This window comes from Yersinia mollaretii ATCC 43969 (assembly GCF_013282725.1).
GTDB lineage: Bacteria > Pseudomonadota > Gammaproteobacteria > Enterobacterales > Enterobacteriaceae > Yersinia > Yersinia mollaretii.
On record NZ_CP054043.1, the window covers coordinates 192,646 to 209,588 of the forward strand.

A 16,943-nucleotide genomic window follows, 5' to 3' on the forward strand; every position below is an offset into this window, starting at 1 on the left:
TTAGTATTCAGCCAAAGCAAAATGACCAAAATGTAGCGACGAAATGTGGCATAGTGCGGTATCGACTTAATATTTGGAGAGATGACTCCGATGAAACGCCCAGACTACCGTACGCTACAAGCGCTGGACGCGGTGATCCGTGAACGCGGTTTTGAACGCGCGGCACAAAAACTCTGCATCACCCAATCGGCGGTATCTCAACGCATTAAGCAGTTGGAGAACTTGTTCGGTCAGCCGCTGTTAGTGCGCACTGTGCCCCCTCGTCCTACAGAGCAAGGGCAGAAGTTGCTCGCGTTGCTGCATCAAGTTGAGTTGCTGGAAGAGGAGTGGCTCGGCAATGATAATGGGGTGGATACGCCGCTACTGCTCTCTTTGGCGGTCAACGCCGACAGTCTGGCGACTTGGCTGTTACCGGCATTGAAACCGGTGCTGGCAGACTCTCCTATCCGGCTTAATTTGCAGGTTGAAGATGAAACCCGGACGCAGGAGCGGTTACGCCGTGGTGAAGTAGTGGGGGCGGTCAGTATCCAGCCACAGCCGCTGCCGAGCTGCTTGGTCGATCAACTTGGCGCACTGGATTATCTGTTTGTGGCCTCCAAACCCTTCGCTGAACGCTACTTCCCTAATGGCGTGACCCGCTCGGCCTTGCTGAAAGCCCCCGCAGTCGCCTTTGACCATTTGGATGATATGCATCAGGCGTTTTTACAGCAGAATTTTGATTTATCCCCCGGCAGTGTGCCTTGCCACATCGTTAACTCGTCGGAAGCTTTTGTGCAGTTGGCAAGGCAAGGCACGACCTGCTGCATGATCCCACATCTGCAAATCGAAAAAGAGCTGGCGTCAGGCGAATTGATTGATTTGACGCCGGGATTGCGGCAGCGGCGGATGCTGTTCTGGCACCGCTTTGCACCCGAAAGTCGGACAATGAGAAAGGTGACTGACGCCCTATTATCTTACGGGCGTCAGGTATTACGGCAGGACTGAGTTATTTGGCGGCGGCAGTGCTCGCCGTTTGCAGCTCAAATACGACATCAACCTGATCATCGAAATGGATGGTCTGCTGTTCGTAAGTCTGGGCAGCATCTGTGGCCGGTGCGGCTTCAGCGCTCTTAAACATGCGGGCTACCGGCATCGGCTGGTAGTTTGCCACATGGTAACGAATGCTGTAGACCGGCCCCAGTTTGACCTTAAACCCTTCCGCTAAAGAACCGGCTTGGCTTATCGCGTTCTCAATGGCTTTTTTGCGCGCCTGTTCACGATAAGTGTCCGGATTTGCTACCCCAAGCTCTACCGCGCGGATCTCATTCAGGCCCGATTTTAGCGCCCCATCCAGCAGCTCGTTCAACTTATCAAGCTGGCGTAGGGTGACCTGAACCTGACGCACAGCACGATAGCCCTTCAAGACGGCTTCACCCGTTTTCTGGTAATCATATTCAGGCTGGGTGCGAATATTGGCGGCATTGATATCTTTCTTATCTATGCCACTTTTACGTAGAAAATCAAAATATTGCGCGACGCGGGTATCAGCCTGTTTTTTAGCATCGGCAGCATCTTTGGCCGATACACTGACCTCGATGGCAATGGTGGCGATATCCGGCGTCGCATCAACACTGGCCGTACCGGAGGTGACAACATGCGGCCCTTCCGGCACTTCGGCGGCCTGAACTTGTAGTGCCATAGGTAATGTCCCTAATCCCATCATTGCGGCCAAAGCCAATGCCTTCAACTTCACGGTGCCTCCTAATATATGCATGACAAATCAATCTACGCCAACCAGATAACCAGTGAATTCAATCAGCCACAAATACATTTGCAGTTAATTACACTTGCTGGAATCTTATTGGCAGCGTGATGAGTTTGCCGTCGATAGTCCCATTAACACATCAACCGTAGCATATCTTACGAAGCATGGGATTCGGATTAATGATAAAAACTCACAGATTTAATCCCTGTTGCGCTAACTGAAAAGCGATAAACCACATCACGCCCCCCACCAGTAAATTTATCACTCGCTGCGAAGTTGGGCGGTTGAGCCAAGGCGATAACCATGCCGCCAGCAGCGCCAGTGCAAAGAACCAGACCACAGACGCGCTGACCGCCCCGAAAGCAAACCAAGGTCGCACATCAGGTAGCAGTTGACCGCCGAGACTCCCCAGCACCACAAAAGTGTCGAGATAAACATGCGGGTTGAGCCACGTCACCGCCAGCAGCGTAACAACAATCGGCCAGCGACCCTGCGCACCAGCACTGGCAGACGCGGAGGCATTATCTCCCCGCCACGCGGAGACTAAAGCTCCCCAGCCATACCACAGCAGGAAAGCCACGCCCCCCCAAGTCACCAGCGCTAGCAGCAATGGCGAGCGACTCAGCAGCGCACTGCCGCCAAAAATGCCCGCACAAATCAGAATAATGTCACTCAAGGCGCACAGTGAGGCACTCATCAAGTGATGTTGCCGCTTGATACCCTGATTCATCACGAAGGCATTTTGTGGCCCAAGGGGCAGAATCATCGCGGCACTGAGGGCAAAACCTTGCAAAAACACAGCTAACATACTGTTACCTCTAAAAATACTCATAACGCACTGAGGGGATAGGAGAACAATTAGCAGCATAATACGGGGAGATAATCATCAGAGGAAATTGATATTTCTTATCAACTATAAGTAAAACTAATAATCGATAAATTGAAGCGAGTTGGCGGGAAGAAGAGAAGATAAACGGGCCAATAACAGCCCGTTTTGACAGGATTTACCTCGGCCCAGCTTTACGCAGACGGGGTAGATTCCGCTTTGGTGACCTGATGCAGATGCACATCCATTTGCGGGTAGGGAATACCAATGTTATGTGCATCCAGTGCACGTTTGAAGTTCTCCATCAGATCCCAATACACTTCCATTGCATCGCCATTAGTGGTCCAGACGCGGACAGTGAAGTTCAGTGAGGAGGCGGCCATCTCATTGAGGCGGACTGTGACTCCCTTGTCATGCATCACGCGCTTATCAGCAGCAATGATGTCACCCAGCACTTTCTTCACCACATCAATATCAGCATCATAGGCCACGCCAATCACCATGTCGGTGCGGCGGTTGGGTTCACGGCTGGTATTGATGATGTTGTTGGCGATGATTTTGCCATTGGGGACGACAATGATTTTGTCATCAACAGTGCGCAGAGTGGTTGAGAAAATCTGCACCTGCACCACCGTACCGGCTACACCACCCAAATCGACATACTCACCCGCTTTAAACGGGCGGAAGGCCACCAGCAACACGCCAGCGGCAAAGTTGGACAGGGAGCCTTGCAACGCCAAACCCACCGCTAAACCGGCGGCACCGATAACAGCGATCACCGAGGCCGTCTGCACCCCAAGGCGGCCTAATACCGCCACAATGGTGAAGGCCAGAATGCTGTAACGCGCCATTGCTGCCAAGAAATCCGCTACCGTGACATCAATGCCCCGTAACTTCATGACCCGACCGAGCATGCCCGAGACGACTTTGGCGATGATCGAGCCGACAGTCAGGATCAATAGCGCCGCGACCAGATTGACCGCATATTGAATCAGTAAATCTTGGTTATCCACCAACCAAGTGCTCGCGTTATTTATTCCATCAACTACGTTTAATTCTTCCATTTGAACCATCCTACAAAAAGCTCCCAGCGGGAGAGATTACGCAAAAAAATACCGCAAAATACTGACTGACAAAGCAGAAAGCTCACCTAGGGTAACTAACAATGAGGAGTGATGCCAATTTTGCCCGCCAATCTCAACCGGATAGACCAGACAATGGATTCATCATATTAATCAAAGCAGCTGTTTTTAAAAACGAAAAAAGGCCCCGAGGGGCCTTTCATTACGAGTGGAGCAGTACTGAATTACAGAACGTCTTTCGCGTTCAGCTCTTCAAATGCTTTTTCCAAACGCGCGATCATTGTTACCTGTGCAGCACGCAGCCATGCACGTGGATCGTAGAATTTCTTGTTCGGCTTGTCAGCACCTTCTGGGTTACCCAGTTGGCCTTGCAGATAGCCTTCGTTCTTTTTGTAGTAGTTCAGAATACCTTCCCACGTCGCCCATTGGGTGTCGGTGTCGATATTCATTTTCACTACGCCGTAGCTTACTGCTTCTTTGATTTCAGCAGCAGTAGAACCTGAGCCGCCATGGAACACGAAGTTCAGGCTGTTGTGCGGCAGATTGTGTTTCTTAGAAACATAATCCTGAGAATCACGCAGAATAGTCGGGGTCAGTTTCACGTTACCTGGTTTGTAAACACCGTGTACGTTACCGAAAGAGGCAGCGATGGTGAAACGTGGGCTGATTGCGTTCAGTTTTTCGTAAGCGTAATCAACGTCTTGTGGCTGAGTGTACAGAGAAGAGGCGTCCATGTGGCTATTGTCCACGCCATCTTCTTCACCACCAGTACAACCCAGTTCGATCTCCAGTGTCATACCCAGTTTCGCCATGCGAGTCAGGTACTTGCTGCAAATTTCGATGTTTTCTTCCAGGGACTCTTCTGACAGGTCAATCATGTGAGAAGAGAACAGCGGTTTGCCAGTCGCTGCGAAATGTTTCTCGCCTGCGTCCAACAAGCCGTCTAACCATGGCAGCAATTTCTTGGCGCAATGGTCAGTGTGCAGGATAACAGGAACACCATAGTGCTCAGCCATTTGATGCACGTGGTGAGCGCCAGAGATAGCCCCCAGAATAGCAGCGCCTTGGCCTTCTGCTTTCACGCCTTTACCTGCGATGAATGCTGCACCACCGTTAGAGAACTGAACGATAACCGGCGCACGCACTTTGGCTGCTGTTTCCAGCACTGCGTTGATAGAGTCGGTGCCGACACAGTTAACTGCTGGCAGAGCAAAGTTGTTCTCTTTGGCTACTGCGAACACTTTCTGAACGTCATCACCTGTGATGACACCTGGTTTTACGAAATCAAAAATTTTAGACATGTACGTTGTCCTGTTTCGTCGACTGAAGATAGCAGCTATCCGATGGGATAGGCCCTAAATGTAAATCGGTTTTCGCTTATCTCGCTGCATTAGCTAAAAGCGAAACGGGCGGCTTTCGCCCCCCGTTATCTAAATTACTGCTTAGCGCGTTCTTCCAGCATCACTACCGCTGGCAGTTTTTTCCCTTCAACGAACTCAAGGAATGCACCGCCGCCAGTAGAGATGTAGGAGATTTGGTCAGCAATGCCGAACAGATCGATTGCTGCCAGTGTGTCACCGCCGCCTGCGATAGAGAATGCTTCGCTTTCTGCGATAGCACGAGCGACGATCTCGGTCCCTTTACGGAAGTTAGGGAATTCAAACACACCAACGGGGCCATTCCACAGAATGGTTTTGGCGTTTTTCAGGATCTCGGCCAGACGTTCCGCAGAGACGTCGCCCAAGTCCAGAATCTGCTCATCATCTTTAATCTGATCAGCAGGTTTCAGTGTTGCAGCGGCTGTTTCAGAGAACTCGGTAGCCACACGAACATCTGTTGGAACTGGGATGTCGCAAGTTTCCAGCAGGCGTTTGGCTTCTGGAATCAGGTCTGCTTCGTACAGTGATTTACCGACATTGTGGCCTTGAGCGGCAACGAAGGTGTTCGCAATACCCCCACCCACAATCAGCTGGTCAGCAATTTTAGACAGCGCACCCAACACAGTCAGTTTGGTTGACACTTTAGAACCACCGACGATAGCCACCATTGGGCGTGCTGGGTTACCCAGTGCTTTACCCAGTGCTTCCAGCTCGGCTGACAACAGCGGGCCGGCACAGGCGATAGGGGCAAATTTACCCACGCCGTGAGTCGATGCCTGAGCACGGTGAGCAGTACCAAATGCATCCATTACATACACATCACACAGTGCGGCATATTTTTTGGATAATGTTTCGTCGTCTTTCTTCTCGCCTTTGTTAAAGCGAACGTTTTCCAGAACAACCAACTCGCCAGCTGCAATTTCAACGCCGTCCAGATAGTCTTTCGCCAGACGTACCGGAGCAGACAATTTGTCTTTCAGGTAGTTAACGACTGGCAGCAAGGAGAACTCTTCGTTGTACTCGCCTTCGGTCGGGCGACCCAGATGAGAGGTAACCATTACTTTAGCGCCTTGCTTCAGTGCTGCTTCAATGGTCGGCAGAGATGCACGGATACGCGCATCAGAAGTCACTTTGCCATCTTTTACCGGAACATTGAGGTCCGCACGGATCAGCACGCGTTTGCCAGCCAGATCCAGATCGGTCATCTTAATTACAGACATGGTGAATCCTCTTGTTGATTCTCTTTAAAGTTGCATAAGCTGCACATCAACGCCGATATAACCGCAGTTAACCACGGAAAAACAAGGCGTTGGCATACCATACTAGAAACCACTTCGGGCCATCGCCAATGTCGTATCCAACATTCTATTGGCGAAACCCCATTCGTTATCGCACCATACCAACGTTTTAATTAGGTGCTGCCCACTGACCCGCGTCTGAGTGCAATCGACAATCGCGCTGTGCGGATCATGGTTAAAATCGGTCGACACCAAGGGTAATTCCGTATAGTCAACTATACCACGAAATGAACCTCTTGCTGCCTTTTGCAAAAGCTGGTTAACCTCAGCCACGCCAACCGGGCTTGTCACGCTAACGCTTAAATCGATAGCCGTCACATTGATGGTTGGCACCCGCACCGAGATAGCTTCAAACCTGTCGCAAAACTTCGGAAAAATGCGGGTAATCCCTGCGGCCAGTTTGGTATCAACCGGGATAATGGACTGGCTTGCCGCTCGGGTACGACGTAAATCCTGATGATAAGCATCAATCACGGGCTGGTCATTCATTGATGAATGAATGGTGGTCACAGTGCCGGATTCAATCCCAAAAGCATCATCCAACAGCTGAATAATAGGAATAATGCAGTTCGTGGTACAAGAGGCGTTGGAAACAATCCGGTGCTCTGCCCGTAAATCTTGATGGTTAACACCATAGACCACGGTCGCATCCAGATCATGACCTCCGGGATGGGCAAACAGCACCTTTTTGGCACCAGAGGCTAAATGAGCCTCGCCATCAGCACGACTGCCATACACGCCGCTACAATCCAGAACCACATCAATTCCTAACTCACCCCAGGGTAACTGCCCGATCTCTGGCTGATGCAGCAGCCGGATAATATCGTCCCCGACGTATAAATTGTCACGTTCCTGACGAACATCCCAAGCAAATCGGCCATGGCTGGAGTCATACTTCAACAGATGGGCCATCCCTTCCGCATTCGCCAACTCATTAATCGCCACCACTGAAATCTCTGCCCGACGACCTGATTCATACAATGCGCGTAAAACGCTACGGCCAATACGGCCAAAGCCATTTATCGCTATGCGGATTGTCATGTTACTCCCTGTTGCTGGTTATTATCATGCAACCCTATAGCCTACTGCACTGCACCCTAAGATGTTAATCGTCTAATCACAATTCAGCCAGAATAGGTCCAGCTTTTTCTTCAGCAAATTGAGCTGAAATAGAAAACGAATCATGACTGAAACGCTTCAGCCAGAATAAACCAAACTAAGCATAAAAGGAATATCTGCCTGATAAAGGGCACAATTCATCCATCAATTGGCGAAAAAAAAGACCGCCGAAGCGGTCTTTTAACAGGTGCATTACCGGGACTCTCATCACCGTTTACACCCGATTATAGCCTTGATAACGTCGCTGCTTATTTCAACAACGCCTGAGCTTGCGCCACCACGTTTTCTACGGTGAAACCAAACTCTTTGAACAGCAAGTCAGCGGGAGCAGATTCACCGAAGGAGTGCATCCCCACCACTGCGCCATTCAGGCCAACATATTTGTACCAGTAATCAGCAATGCCCGCTTCGACTGCAACGCGTGCGCTGACAGCTGATGGCAATACAGATTCACGGTAAGCCGCGTCTTGTTTGTCGAATGCATCAGTTGATGGCATAGAGACAACACGCACTTTACGGCCAGCGGCGGTCAATTGATCCGCAGCAGCAACCGCCAGTTCAACTTCAGAACCCGTCGCGATAAAGATCAATTCAGGTTGGCCAGCGCAATCTTTCAGCACATACGCGCCTTTAGAGATGTTGGCTAACTGCTCAGCAGTACGTGGCTGTTGTGCCAGATTCTGGCGAGAGAAGATCAGTGCGCTTGGGCCATCTTTACGCTCAAGTGCATATTGCCATGCCACCGCAGATTCAACCTGATCACAAGGACGCCAAGTGCTCATGTTCGGTGTGACGCGCAGGCTTGCCATCTGCTCAACGGGCTGATGGGTTGGGCCATCTTCGCCCAGACCAATTGAGTCATGGGTGTAGACGAACACACTACGGATTTTCATCAGTGCCGCCATGCGCACTGCGTTACGGGCATACTCCACAAACATCAGGAAGGTCGCGCCGTAAGGGATGAAGCCACCGTGCAGCGCGATACCGTTCATGATGGCAGACATACCAAATTCACGGACACCGTAGTGAATGTAGTTACCGGCCAGATCGTCGCTCAGCGATTTAGAGCCAGACCAGATAGTCAGGTTACTCGGTGCCAAGTCGGCAGAACCGCCGAGGAATTCAGGTAACACTTTACCGAAAGCTTCCAGTGCATTTTGCGAGGCTTTGCGGCTCGCAATGTTAGCCGGATTGGCTTGCAGTTGTTCGATGAATTTCTTCGATTCAGTCGCCCAGTTAGCTGGCAGCTCACCGCTGACGCGGCGTTTGAATTCCGCAGCCAGTTCTGGATAAGCTTTAGCATAAGCAGCGAACTTCTCGTTCCAAGCGGCTTCTTTCGCTTTACCCGCTTCTTTAGCATCCCACGCAGCATAGATATCTTGCGGGATTTCGAATGGAGGGTATTTCCAGCCCAGTGCAACACGGGTCGCAGCGACTTCGTCGGCACCTAATGGTGCGCCGTGTGAGTCATGAGTACCCGCTTTCTTCGGTGAGCCAAAACCGATAATGGTTTTGCACATCAACAATGCAGGTTTGTCGGTAACTTTGTGAGCTTCTTCAATGGCGGCTTTGATGGCATCCGCGTTATGACCATCAACACCACGAACGACGTGCCAGCCGTAAGCTTCGAAACGGGCCGCTGTGTCATCGGTGAACCAGCCTTCAACATGACCATCGATAGAGATACCGTTGTCATCGTAGAACGCAGTCAGTTTGCCCAGCTTCATGGTGCCAGCCAGAGAACAGACTTCGTGAGAGATGCCTTCCATCATGCAACCGTCGCCCATAAAAGCATAGGTGTGGTGATCGACAACATCATGGCCAGGGCGGTTAAACTGCGCGCCCAGTGTGCGTTCGGCAATCGCAAAACCAACGGCATTAGCAATGCCCTGACCCAGCGGGCCAGTGGTGGTTTCTACGCCTGCGGTATAGCCATATTCTGGGTGACCTGGCGTTTTAGAGTGCAATTGGCGGAAGTTTTTCAACTCTTCCATCGGCAGATCATAGCCAGTGAGATGCAGCAGACTATAGATCAACATAGAGCCGTGACCATTCGACAAGACGAAACGGTCGCGATCTGCCCAGTGTGGATTCGTTGGATTATGATTCAGGTAATCACGCCACAGAACTTCGGCAATATCTGCCATACCCATGGGGGCACCGGGGTGGCCGGAATTCGCTTTTTGCACTGCGTCCATGCTTAGTGCGCGGATCGCGTTGGCAAGCTCTTTACGAGAGGACATGTTTTACTCCAGGTCGGATTAAAAAAAGCGTTCAAGTTTACCATTTTCTCAGACTCAGCATCGAAACGGCAATCACTAAAACCTAATCAGCTATAACTTCCATATTAATGGCTAATGGAATCTGCTGGTTTTCAGAATAAAGCTATAGCTGTAACGCCAAAGGCACGGTAACCTCGCTGCGTTTTTAGCCACACAATGAGCGGGTAAACACTCGAGGGGCTGGAAGTGCTCGTTTTTGCAAACAGACCAGCACAAACCTTACTTTGCAATCACAATTTCGGGCAAGACCTATTGCCGACAGAGTAGAACAACCGCCGTCGATTCAACAGCTATTAATGCAATAGTTGACAAGAATGTGACAACCGCTATAGGCAAAGCGCGATGAATAGATAACCGCAGATAATGCGTTATCGACACCAATAGAACTGCCCTATCCAATGATGAAAATGGCGTAACCACAGGAAAAAGTGTTATGAAAATCCGTACTTCAATGATTGCACTGGGCATGACAGCGCTGCTGAGCGGCTGCCAAAATATGAATGCTGATGGCTTAATGCAGTCTGGCGCGCAAGCTTTTCAAGCTGCAACCCTAAGCGACGCTGATGTCAAAAACCTCAGTGAAAAATCTTGCGTAGAAATGGATCAGAAGGCCCAAATTGCCCCCGCAGATAGCACCTACGGTAAGCGTCTGGCGAAAATATCGGCCGCATTAGGTGATAATATCAATGGTACGCCAGCCAACTATAAGGTTTACGTGACCAAAGATGTGAATGCCTGGGCGATGGCTAACGGCTGTATTCGTGTCTACAGCGGCCTGATGGACATGATGACCGACAATGAAGTGGAAGGTGTTTTGGGCCATGAAATGGGCCATGTGGCATTGGGTCATACTCGCAAAGCAATGCAAGTGGCCTACGGCACCACAGCCCTGCGCACGGCGGCAGCCTCCGCTGGCGGTGTTGCCGGGCAACTGTCGCAATCTCAGTTGGCCGATATTGGCGAAAAGTTAGTGAGCGCCCAGTTCTCGCAAAAGCAGGAAAGTGAAGCCGATGATTACTCATTCGATCTGCTGAAAAAACGGGGTATCGATCCTAACGGTTTAGTGACCAGCTTTGAAAAACTGGCAACCATGGAAGCAGGGCGCACCAGCAGCATGTTTGATGACCATCCCTCCTCGCAAGCTCGCGCCGAACATATCCGCCAGCGCATTGCGACCGAAAAGTAAATCAGGCCAACTTATCAATCCAGAACGCCCGTGATGATACGGGCGTTATTGTGACTAACCGCCCTCGCCCAAATCGACCTCAATTTGATCGCCATTGATTCGCACCGGATAGACCTCTAAATCCCGATCACCGGGTTCCCGCAAACACTGCCCGGAGCGGATATCAAACAGCGCACCATGCAAAGGGCACTCTATGGTCGCACCATCAACAAATCCCTGACTTAATAAGGCATTAGCATGAGGGCAGATATCTTCCATCGCGAAATATTCGCCATCAACCAGATAAATACCAATCCTTTTATCATCTGCCTTGGCGGAGAAAGGAGAGTCTGGCTTGACGTAATTGACCTTACAAACGCTGAACCACCCCATTGAAGCCTCCACGATACTCGCACCGTCACAATTAAAACCATTAATATGAGTGTGGTTGAGATTGGGTGAATTACCAGTGGGGATAAAAACAAAAAGGGCAAACCGAGGCTTGCCCTTAAGTCACGATAAAACAATCAGTTACTTACTCGTCTTCGAGGTAAGTATAGCCGTATAGACCCGCTTCAAACTCTTCCATAAACTGAGCTTGTAGCTCGGTGTCCAGATCCGTCTCTTTCACTTGATCACGGAAATGCGCCAGCAGCTTCTCTGGATTCAGCTGAACGTACTCCAGCATATCGGCAACGGTATCGCCTTCATCAGTTTGCTCAACTTCCACCGTGCCATCAGGGAATACATACACATCCACGGCGGCGGTATCACCGAACAGGTTGTGCATATTGCCCAAAATTTCCTGATAAGCACCGACCATAAAGAAGCCCAACAGCGGTGGGTTTTCTGCATCATATGGCGGCATTGGCATGGTGGTGGCTACCCCATCACCATCAATATAGTGGTCAATGGTGCCATCAGAGTCACAAGTGATGTCCAGCAACACTGCGCGGCGCTCTGGCGGCTTATCTAAACCTTCCAGTGGCAAGACCGGGAACAGCTGATCGATGCCCCATGCATCCGGCATTGATTGGAACAGCGAGAAGTTAACATACAGCTTGTCGGCCATACGCTCTTGCAGCTCATCAATAATGGGCCGGTGTGCGCGGTTGCTTGGATCCAGCTGCTTTTGGATCTCATTGCAAATGCTCAGATACAGCTCTTCAGCCCAAGCGCGTTGTGCCAACTCCAGCATCCCGTGGGCATATTGGGTATGAACATCGTGCAAGTCCATCTGGCTATCATGGAGCCATTCACGCAGCGAGCGGCGGTTTTCTGGCTCCTGCATCTCCAGCCAAGTGTCCCACAAACTCTCTAATGCGCGAGGTGCATCGGCTGCCGGTGGTACTGGCTCGTTGAACTCATTACGCTCTACGCCGATCACATTGGAGACCAGCACCGTGTGATGCGCGGTGACAGCACGGCCAGATTCAGTAATGACAGTAGGATGCGGCAGACCGTGCTCATTACAAGCATCACCGATACCCCAGATAACATTATTGGCATATTCATTTAAGCCATAGTTAACCGAGCAATCGGATTGAGAGCGCGTTCCTTCGTAATCCACCCCCAGACCACCACCCACATCGAAGCACTGGATATTGACGCCCAACTTGTGTAGCTCCACATAAAAACGTGCAGATTCACGCACGCCAGTGGAGATATCACGGATGTTGGAGAGCTGAGAGCCTAAGTGGAAATGCAACAATTGCAGGCTGTCCAGACTGTTGGCTTCGCGCAACATATCAACCAGTTGCAACACCTGAGTCGCTGACAAACCAAATTTGGATTTTTCACCCCCACTGGCCTGCCACTTACCGGAACCTTGTGATGCCAGACGCGCACGGACACCCAAACGTGGTACCACATTTAGGCGCTCGGCTTCTTCCAGTACCATTTTGATTTCTGACATCTTTTCGATGACCAGATAGACCTTATGGCCCAGTTTTTCACCAATTAATGCCAGACGGATATATTCACGGTCTTTATAGCCATTACAAACGATGACCGAGCGGGTCATACCGGCATGAGCCAGAACCGCCATCATTTCAGCTTTAGAACCCGCTTCTAGCCCTAACGGCTCACCAGAACTTACTAAGGATTCGATGACCCGGCGATGCTGGTTGACCTTAATCGGGTAAACCAGGAAGTAATCGCCTTCATAGCCAAAAGATTCACGCGCACGTTTAAACGCGCCGTTAATTGAGCGCAAACGATGCTGCAAAATTTGTGGGAAACAGAATAACGCAGGCAGGCGCTGCCCCTGTTCAAGCTGCATTCCTTTGACCAGTTGTGCCAAATCAACACGCGCTTCACGAACATCGGGATCAGGGCAAACACTAATATGACCCAACTCATTGACGTCAAAATAGTTGCCACCCCAGTAGGCGACGTTATACGTGCTCAGCATCTTGCTGGCATTACGGTCATTCATGGCAACCTCCTGCATGGAGCGTAAAGAAACATGTGCGCCCGCAGCTGACGGACGGCCAATCAAGTTATCATCAGACATAATTCGCCTCTATTGCGATACTGACGATAAAGTCAGCTACTATCGCAGCTACAACCTGCAAGGACAACCCGCGTGAATGCCTCAGCGGCAGAATAATACGCTGGAAAGCGCCATCCACGAGCGGTTTATCACTCAGCTATTCATTACCCAAAGGGTAAAACACGTTTAAATGTAAAATACGTTTGACTGTAAATACGTATTGAGATTTTGTGAATCGGATTAGCCGCAAAGTCGTCAGGCTAGCCGGATTCAGTGCTTCAGGCGGTGGTTAACCTGCCCGCGAATCCTGAGTCGCACCCATATGGGTGTAACATCGGGTTGATGGTGTACAAGAAAGGAAGGTTGCAAGGGGGGATTGAACGTCAGAACGACGCAGCTGTTGATGTGCAGCAACCAGTAGACAACGGATCATTAATCCAACCACCTCCACGCATGCCGCTCACAATGAACGGACAAGACTTTGTTAATAGACAATTTAGGTCACAGTTTGATGACGCCGCTCTTTAAGTGCCTCTTTACAGTTAAGCGCCCATCAATATTGAGGACCACTCACTGAGTGCAAAACACTAAAAATCGAGCAATGAGCTAATGTCATCTTCTGCCATCTTCATCATTGCGTATCAAATAAGCTGCGCGCGCAGTTTATACCTATAACGCGGCTAAAATGCAAAATGAAAATGGTCTGCAACTGTATCAAGCGGTAAATAAACGGAGGGGCAACTGAAATAAGAAATATCTTGATGCAAAAAGCGCTGGCATTAAGGGCAAAATCTGGCCTAAAATAGACGTCTAGATGTGAATACATCCATAAATTTTGATGATTAAAGTACCCGTTACGTCTTCAACGCTAACGGTTTCTAAATTGATAGACTGCTAAAGGCTTTGCCTAAAGAGGCGTGGTTCGGAACAAAATCGCAAAAAGTCAGCACAAACACGGCTTTCTGCTGTTGAGTTCACACGCTATGCAGTGACTTTTCACTTGTATTCAAGGTAAAGAAAATAATGGCTAAACACTTATTTACGTCGGAATCTGTCTCTGAAGGGCACCCGGACAAAATTGCTGATCAGATTTCAGACGCCGTTCTTGACGCAATTCTTGAGCAAGATCCCAAAGCACGTGTTGCCTGCGAGACCTATGTCAAAACGGGTATGGTACTGGTTGGCGGTGAAGTCACCACTAACGCATGGGTCGATATCGAAGAGATCACCCGCCGTACTGTGCGCGAAATCGGCTATGTCAATTCTGAGATGGGTTTTGACGCTAACTCTTGTGCCGTTTTAAGTGCGATCGGCAAGCAATCGCCTGATATTAATCAAGGTGTTGACCGTGCAGATCCGCTGGAGCAAGGCGCGGGTGATCAGGGCCTGATGTTTGGCTATGCGACTAACGAAACTAGCGTATTGATGCCAGCCCCTATTACCTATGCTCACCGTTTGGTTGAGCGTCAGGCGGCGGTACGTAAAAATGGCACCTTGCCATGGCTGCGCCCGGATGCAAAGAGTCAGGTTACTTTCCAATATGACGACGGCAAAATCGTCGGTATTGACGCAGTAGTTCTGTCAACTCAGCATTCAGAAGATATTAGCCTAAAAGATCTGCAAGAAGCGGTGATGGAAGAGATCATCAAGCCGGTTCTGCCTGCCGAGTGGCTCACTGCAAGCACCAAATATCATATCAACCCAACAGGCCGTTTCGTTATCGGTGGCCCAATGGGCGACTGTGGTTTGACCGGGCGTAAAATCATCGTTGATACCTACGGCGGCATGGCGCGTCACGGTGGCGGTGCATTCTCCGGTAAAGATCCCTCTAAAGTTGACCGCTCAGCAGCTTATGCCGCCCGTTATGTCGCGAAAAATATCGTCGCCGCCGGTCTGGCTGACCGTTGTGAGATTCAGGTCTCTTATGCCATTGGTGTGGCAGAGCCGACCTCCATCATGGTGGAGACATTCGGTACGGGGAAAGTCTCGGAGGATCAGTTAATTACTCTGGTACGTGAGTTCTTCGAGCTGCGCCCTTATGGCCTGATCCAAATGCTGGATCTCTTGCACCCGATCTATCAGGCAACCGCTGCCTATGGTCACTTTGGTCGCGAAGAGTTCCCTTGGGAAAAAACCGACAAAGCCGCAATACTGCGTGATGCTGCGGGTCTGAAATAAGTTTTAGCCCACCAGATTTGAACTGCAAAAACCCCGCTTGGCGGGGTTTTTTTATATATGCTATTTTTATCGTTGCCGATACCTTTCGATCAAACTGAAGAGTGCCATGCCAGCCAGCATCGCGGCCACAAATATCACTCCCTTGATCATCCCTGCCCCCAACAACACCAGAGCAGGCCCCGGACAGATCCCCGCTAATCCCCAACCGATGCCGAATAACAGACTACCGCCGATTAAACGCCGATCGATACGGGTGGAGGTTGGCAATTGTAATGGTTGCCCAAACAAACTAACGCTGCGCTTTTTCGCCCAACCAAAACCGAGAGTGGCAACCAGCACTGCCGCCGCCATCACCAACGCTAGCGAAGGGTCCCACTGACCGCCAATATCAAGAAACCCCAATACTTTTGCCGGATTAGCCATGCCCGCAACAATCAGACCTAGCCCAAAAAGCAGCCCTGCCAGCAGTGAGAAAAGTAGATTCATATTCCCTTCCTAAATCAGCTTATTTGCTAAGCGAATAAATGCCTAACAAACCATACGGTAATAAAGCCGGTAAACATAAAGCTCAGTGTCGCCACTAACGAGCGTGGGGAAAAACGCGCAAGCCCACAAACACCGTGTCCACTGGTACACCCCGCACCATAGCGCGTCCCGATGCCCACCAGCAGGCCAGCCAAAATCAGCAGCGGTAAACCTGCATCAATCTCAATCGTGGGTAATTCGGTAAATAGCGAATAAGCCACAGGAGAAACAATCAGGCCGATAATGAAAGCCGCACGCCAGGCCACATCCCCAGTTTTAGGTTGCAGCAAGCCGCCAAGAATGCCGCTGATACCAGCGATTCTCCCATTCCATAACCATAAAATAGTCACGGCGATACCCAATAACGCCCCACCTGCCAATGCGCTGTAAGGGGTGAAGTCAGCCCAATCGATGGTCATGTGCCCTCCTGCGGTTGTGGGCAATAGAGCTGATAAAGCACCTCAAGCAGTGCTAATGTTTTGCTATCGGCGATCGAATAATATATCCGCTTGCCATCACGGCGAGTCGTGACTAACCCATCGCTGCGCAACACGCCCAACTGTTGCGATAACGTCGGTTGTCGAATGCCTAACGCGGCCTCCAACTCACCGACCGCCTTCTCTCCCTGACTCAGTTGACATAAGAGCAGTAATCGATCTTCATTCGCCAATACGCGTAACAGGTCACAAGCCTGAGCTGCCGCCAGCCTCATCAGATCCATGCTGATCGTTTTATCGTCATCCATACGTATTCCTGATGCCATAATTTATTATATATTTTTATATTATATATTTTTATATAATGATCCACTAAAAAATAGCCCAGCCGACCGACTTGCATCTGGTTATCTG

The 16,943-nt window shown here is 50.3% G+C and carries 16 protein-coding genes; 3 read left to right on the top strand and 13 right to left on the bottom strand.

Features of this window, described 5'->3' with window-relative positions:
* Positions 1–90: 90 nt before the first annotated feature.
* On the top strand, positions 91–984 hold the full coding sequence (locus HRD69_RS00870) for a LysR family transcriptional regulator ArgP (RefSeq protein WP_005277835.1): 894 nt from the start codon (positions 91–93) through the stop codon (positions 982–984).
* 1 nt (position 985) lies between these two features.
* On the opposite strand, the gene HRD69_RS00875 is transcribed toward HRD69_RS00870, so the two are convergent.
* The 7 genes from HRD69_RS00875 to tkt form a co-directional block, all read right to left on the bottom strand.
* Positions 986–1,732 (bottom strand): oxidative stress defense protein, encoded by a 747-nt coding sequence (locus tag HRD69_RS00875; RefSeq protein ID WP_004876713.1) that lies wholly within the window; start codon positions 1,730–1,732, stop codon positions 986–988.
* 202 nt (positions 1,733–1,934) lie between these two features.
* Positions 1,935–2,552 carry an arginine exporter ArgO gene (gene argO / locus HRD69_RS00880; protein ID WP_004876711.1) on the bottom strand — a complete coding sequence of 206 codons (618 nt, stop codon included), beginning with the start codon at positions 2,550–2,552 and terminating at the stop codon, positions 1,935–1,937.
* Between the two features lie 212 nt (positions 2,553–2,764).
* Complete coding sequence (gene mscS, locus HRD69_RS00885; RefSeq protein ID WP_004876709.1) at positions 2,765–3,634, bottom strand: small-conductance mechanosensitive channel MscS; 870 nt, start codon at positions 3,632–3,634, stop codon at positions 2,765–2,767.
* A gap of 242 nt (positions 3,635–3,876) precedes the next feature.
* A complete protein-coding gene (gene fbaA / locus HRD69_RS00890; protein WP_004876708.1) occupies positions 3,877–4,953 on the bottom strand; it encodes a class II fructose-bisphosphate aldolase in 1,077 nt (358 codons plus the stop codon).
* A gap of 134 nt (positions 4,954–5,087) precedes the next feature.
* Positions 5,088–6,251 (bottom strand): phosphoglycerate kinase, encoded by a 1,164-nt coding sequence (gene pgk, locus HRD69_RS00895; protein WP_032815224.1) that lies wholly within the window; start codon positions 6,249–6,251, stop codon positions 5,088–5,090.
* Positions 6,252–6,353: 102 nt separating this feature from the next.
* Positions 6,354–7,370: an erythrose-4-phosphate dehydrogenase gene (epd, locus tag HRD69_RS00900; RefSeq protein WP_004876704.1), complete on the bottom strand. Its 1,017-nt coding sequence runs from the start codon at positions 7,368–7,370 to the stop codon at positions 6,354–6,356.
* A 326-nt stretch (positions 7,371–7,696) separates the two neighbouring features.
* Complete coding sequence (tkt, locus tag HRD69_RS00905) at positions 7,697–9,691, bottom strand: transketolase (RefSeq protein ID WP_032815223.1); 1,995 nt, start codon at positions 9,689–9,691, stop codon at positions 7,697–7,699.
* A gap of 472 nt (positions 9,692–10,163) precedes the next feature.
* Between tkt and loiP the strand changes: the two genes are divergently transcribed.
* Positions 10,164–10,916, top strand: a complete 753-nt coding sequence (loiP, locus tag HRD69_RS00910) for a metalloprotease LoiP (RefSeq protein ID WP_004876700.1) — start codon at positions 10,164–10,166, stop codon at positions 10,914–10,916.
* Between the two features lie 54 nt (positions 10,917–10,970).
* Here the strand turns inward: loiP and HRD69_RS00915 are convergent, their stop codons facing one another.
* The 3 genes from HRD69_RS00915 to HRD69_RS20800 all read right to left on the bottom strand — a co-directional run bounded on the left by HRD69_RS00915 (position 10,971) and on the right by HRD69_RS20800 (position 13,822).
* A complete protein-coding gene (locus HRD69_RS00915; protein WP_004876698.1) occupies positions 10,971–11,288 on the bottom strand; it encodes a non-heme iron oxygenase ferredoxin subunit in 318 nt (105 codons plus the stop codon).
* 142 nt (positions 11,289–11,430) lie between these two features.
* Positions 11,431–13,410 (bottom strand): biosynthetic arginine decarboxylase, encoded by a 1,980-nt coding sequence (gene speA, locus HRD69_RS00920; protein WP_004876696.1) that lies wholly within the window; start codon positions 13,408–13,410, stop codon positions 11,431–11,433.
* 268 nt (positions 13,411–13,678) lie between these two features.
* Positions 13,679–13,822 (bottom strand): hypothetical protein, encoded by a 144-nt coding sequence (locus HRD69_RS20800; protein ID WP_155409025.1) that lies wholly within the window; start codon positions 13,820–13,822, stop codon positions 13,679–13,681.
* 590 nt (positions 13,823–14,412) lie between these two features.
* On the opposite strand from HRD69_RS20800, the gene metK reads away from it, so the two are divergent.
* Positions 14,413–15,567: a methionine adenosyltransferase gene (gene metK / locus HRD69_RS00925; RefSeq protein WP_004876694.1), complete on the top strand. Its 1,155-nt coding sequence runs from the start codon at positions 14,413–14,415 to the stop codon at positions 15,565–15,567.
* 66 nt (positions 15,568–15,633) lie between these two features.
* Here the strand turns inward: metK and HRD69_RS00930 are convergent, their stop codons facing one another.
* The 3 genes from HRD69_RS00930 to HRD69_RS00940 are packed head-to-tail and all read right to left on the bottom strand — an operon-like array spanning position 15,634 to position 16,837.
* Positions 15,634–16,053, bottom strand: a complete 420-nt coding sequence (locus HRD69_RS00930) for a YeeE/YedE family protein (RefSeq protein WP_004876692.1) — start codon at positions 16,051–16,053, stop codon at positions 15,634–15,636.
* Positions 16,054–16,079: 26 nt separating this feature from the next.
* Positions 16,080–16,511 carry a YeeE/YedE family protein gene (locus HRD69_RS00935; protein ID WP_032815219.1) on the bottom strand — a complete coding sequence of 144 codons (432 nt, stop codon included), beginning with the start codon at positions 16,509–16,511 and terminating at the stop codon, positions 16,080–16,082.
* On the bottom strand, positions 16,508–16,837 hold the full coding sequence (locus tag HRD69_RS00940) for an ArsR/SmtB family transcription factor (protein ID WP_004876689.1): 330 nt from the start codon (positions 16,835–16,837) through the stop codon (positions 16,508–16,510). The genes HRD69_RS00935 and HRD69_RS00940 overlap by 4 nt, the downstream gene beginning before the upstream one ends.
* Positions 16,838–16,943 lie beyond the last annotated feature (106 nt).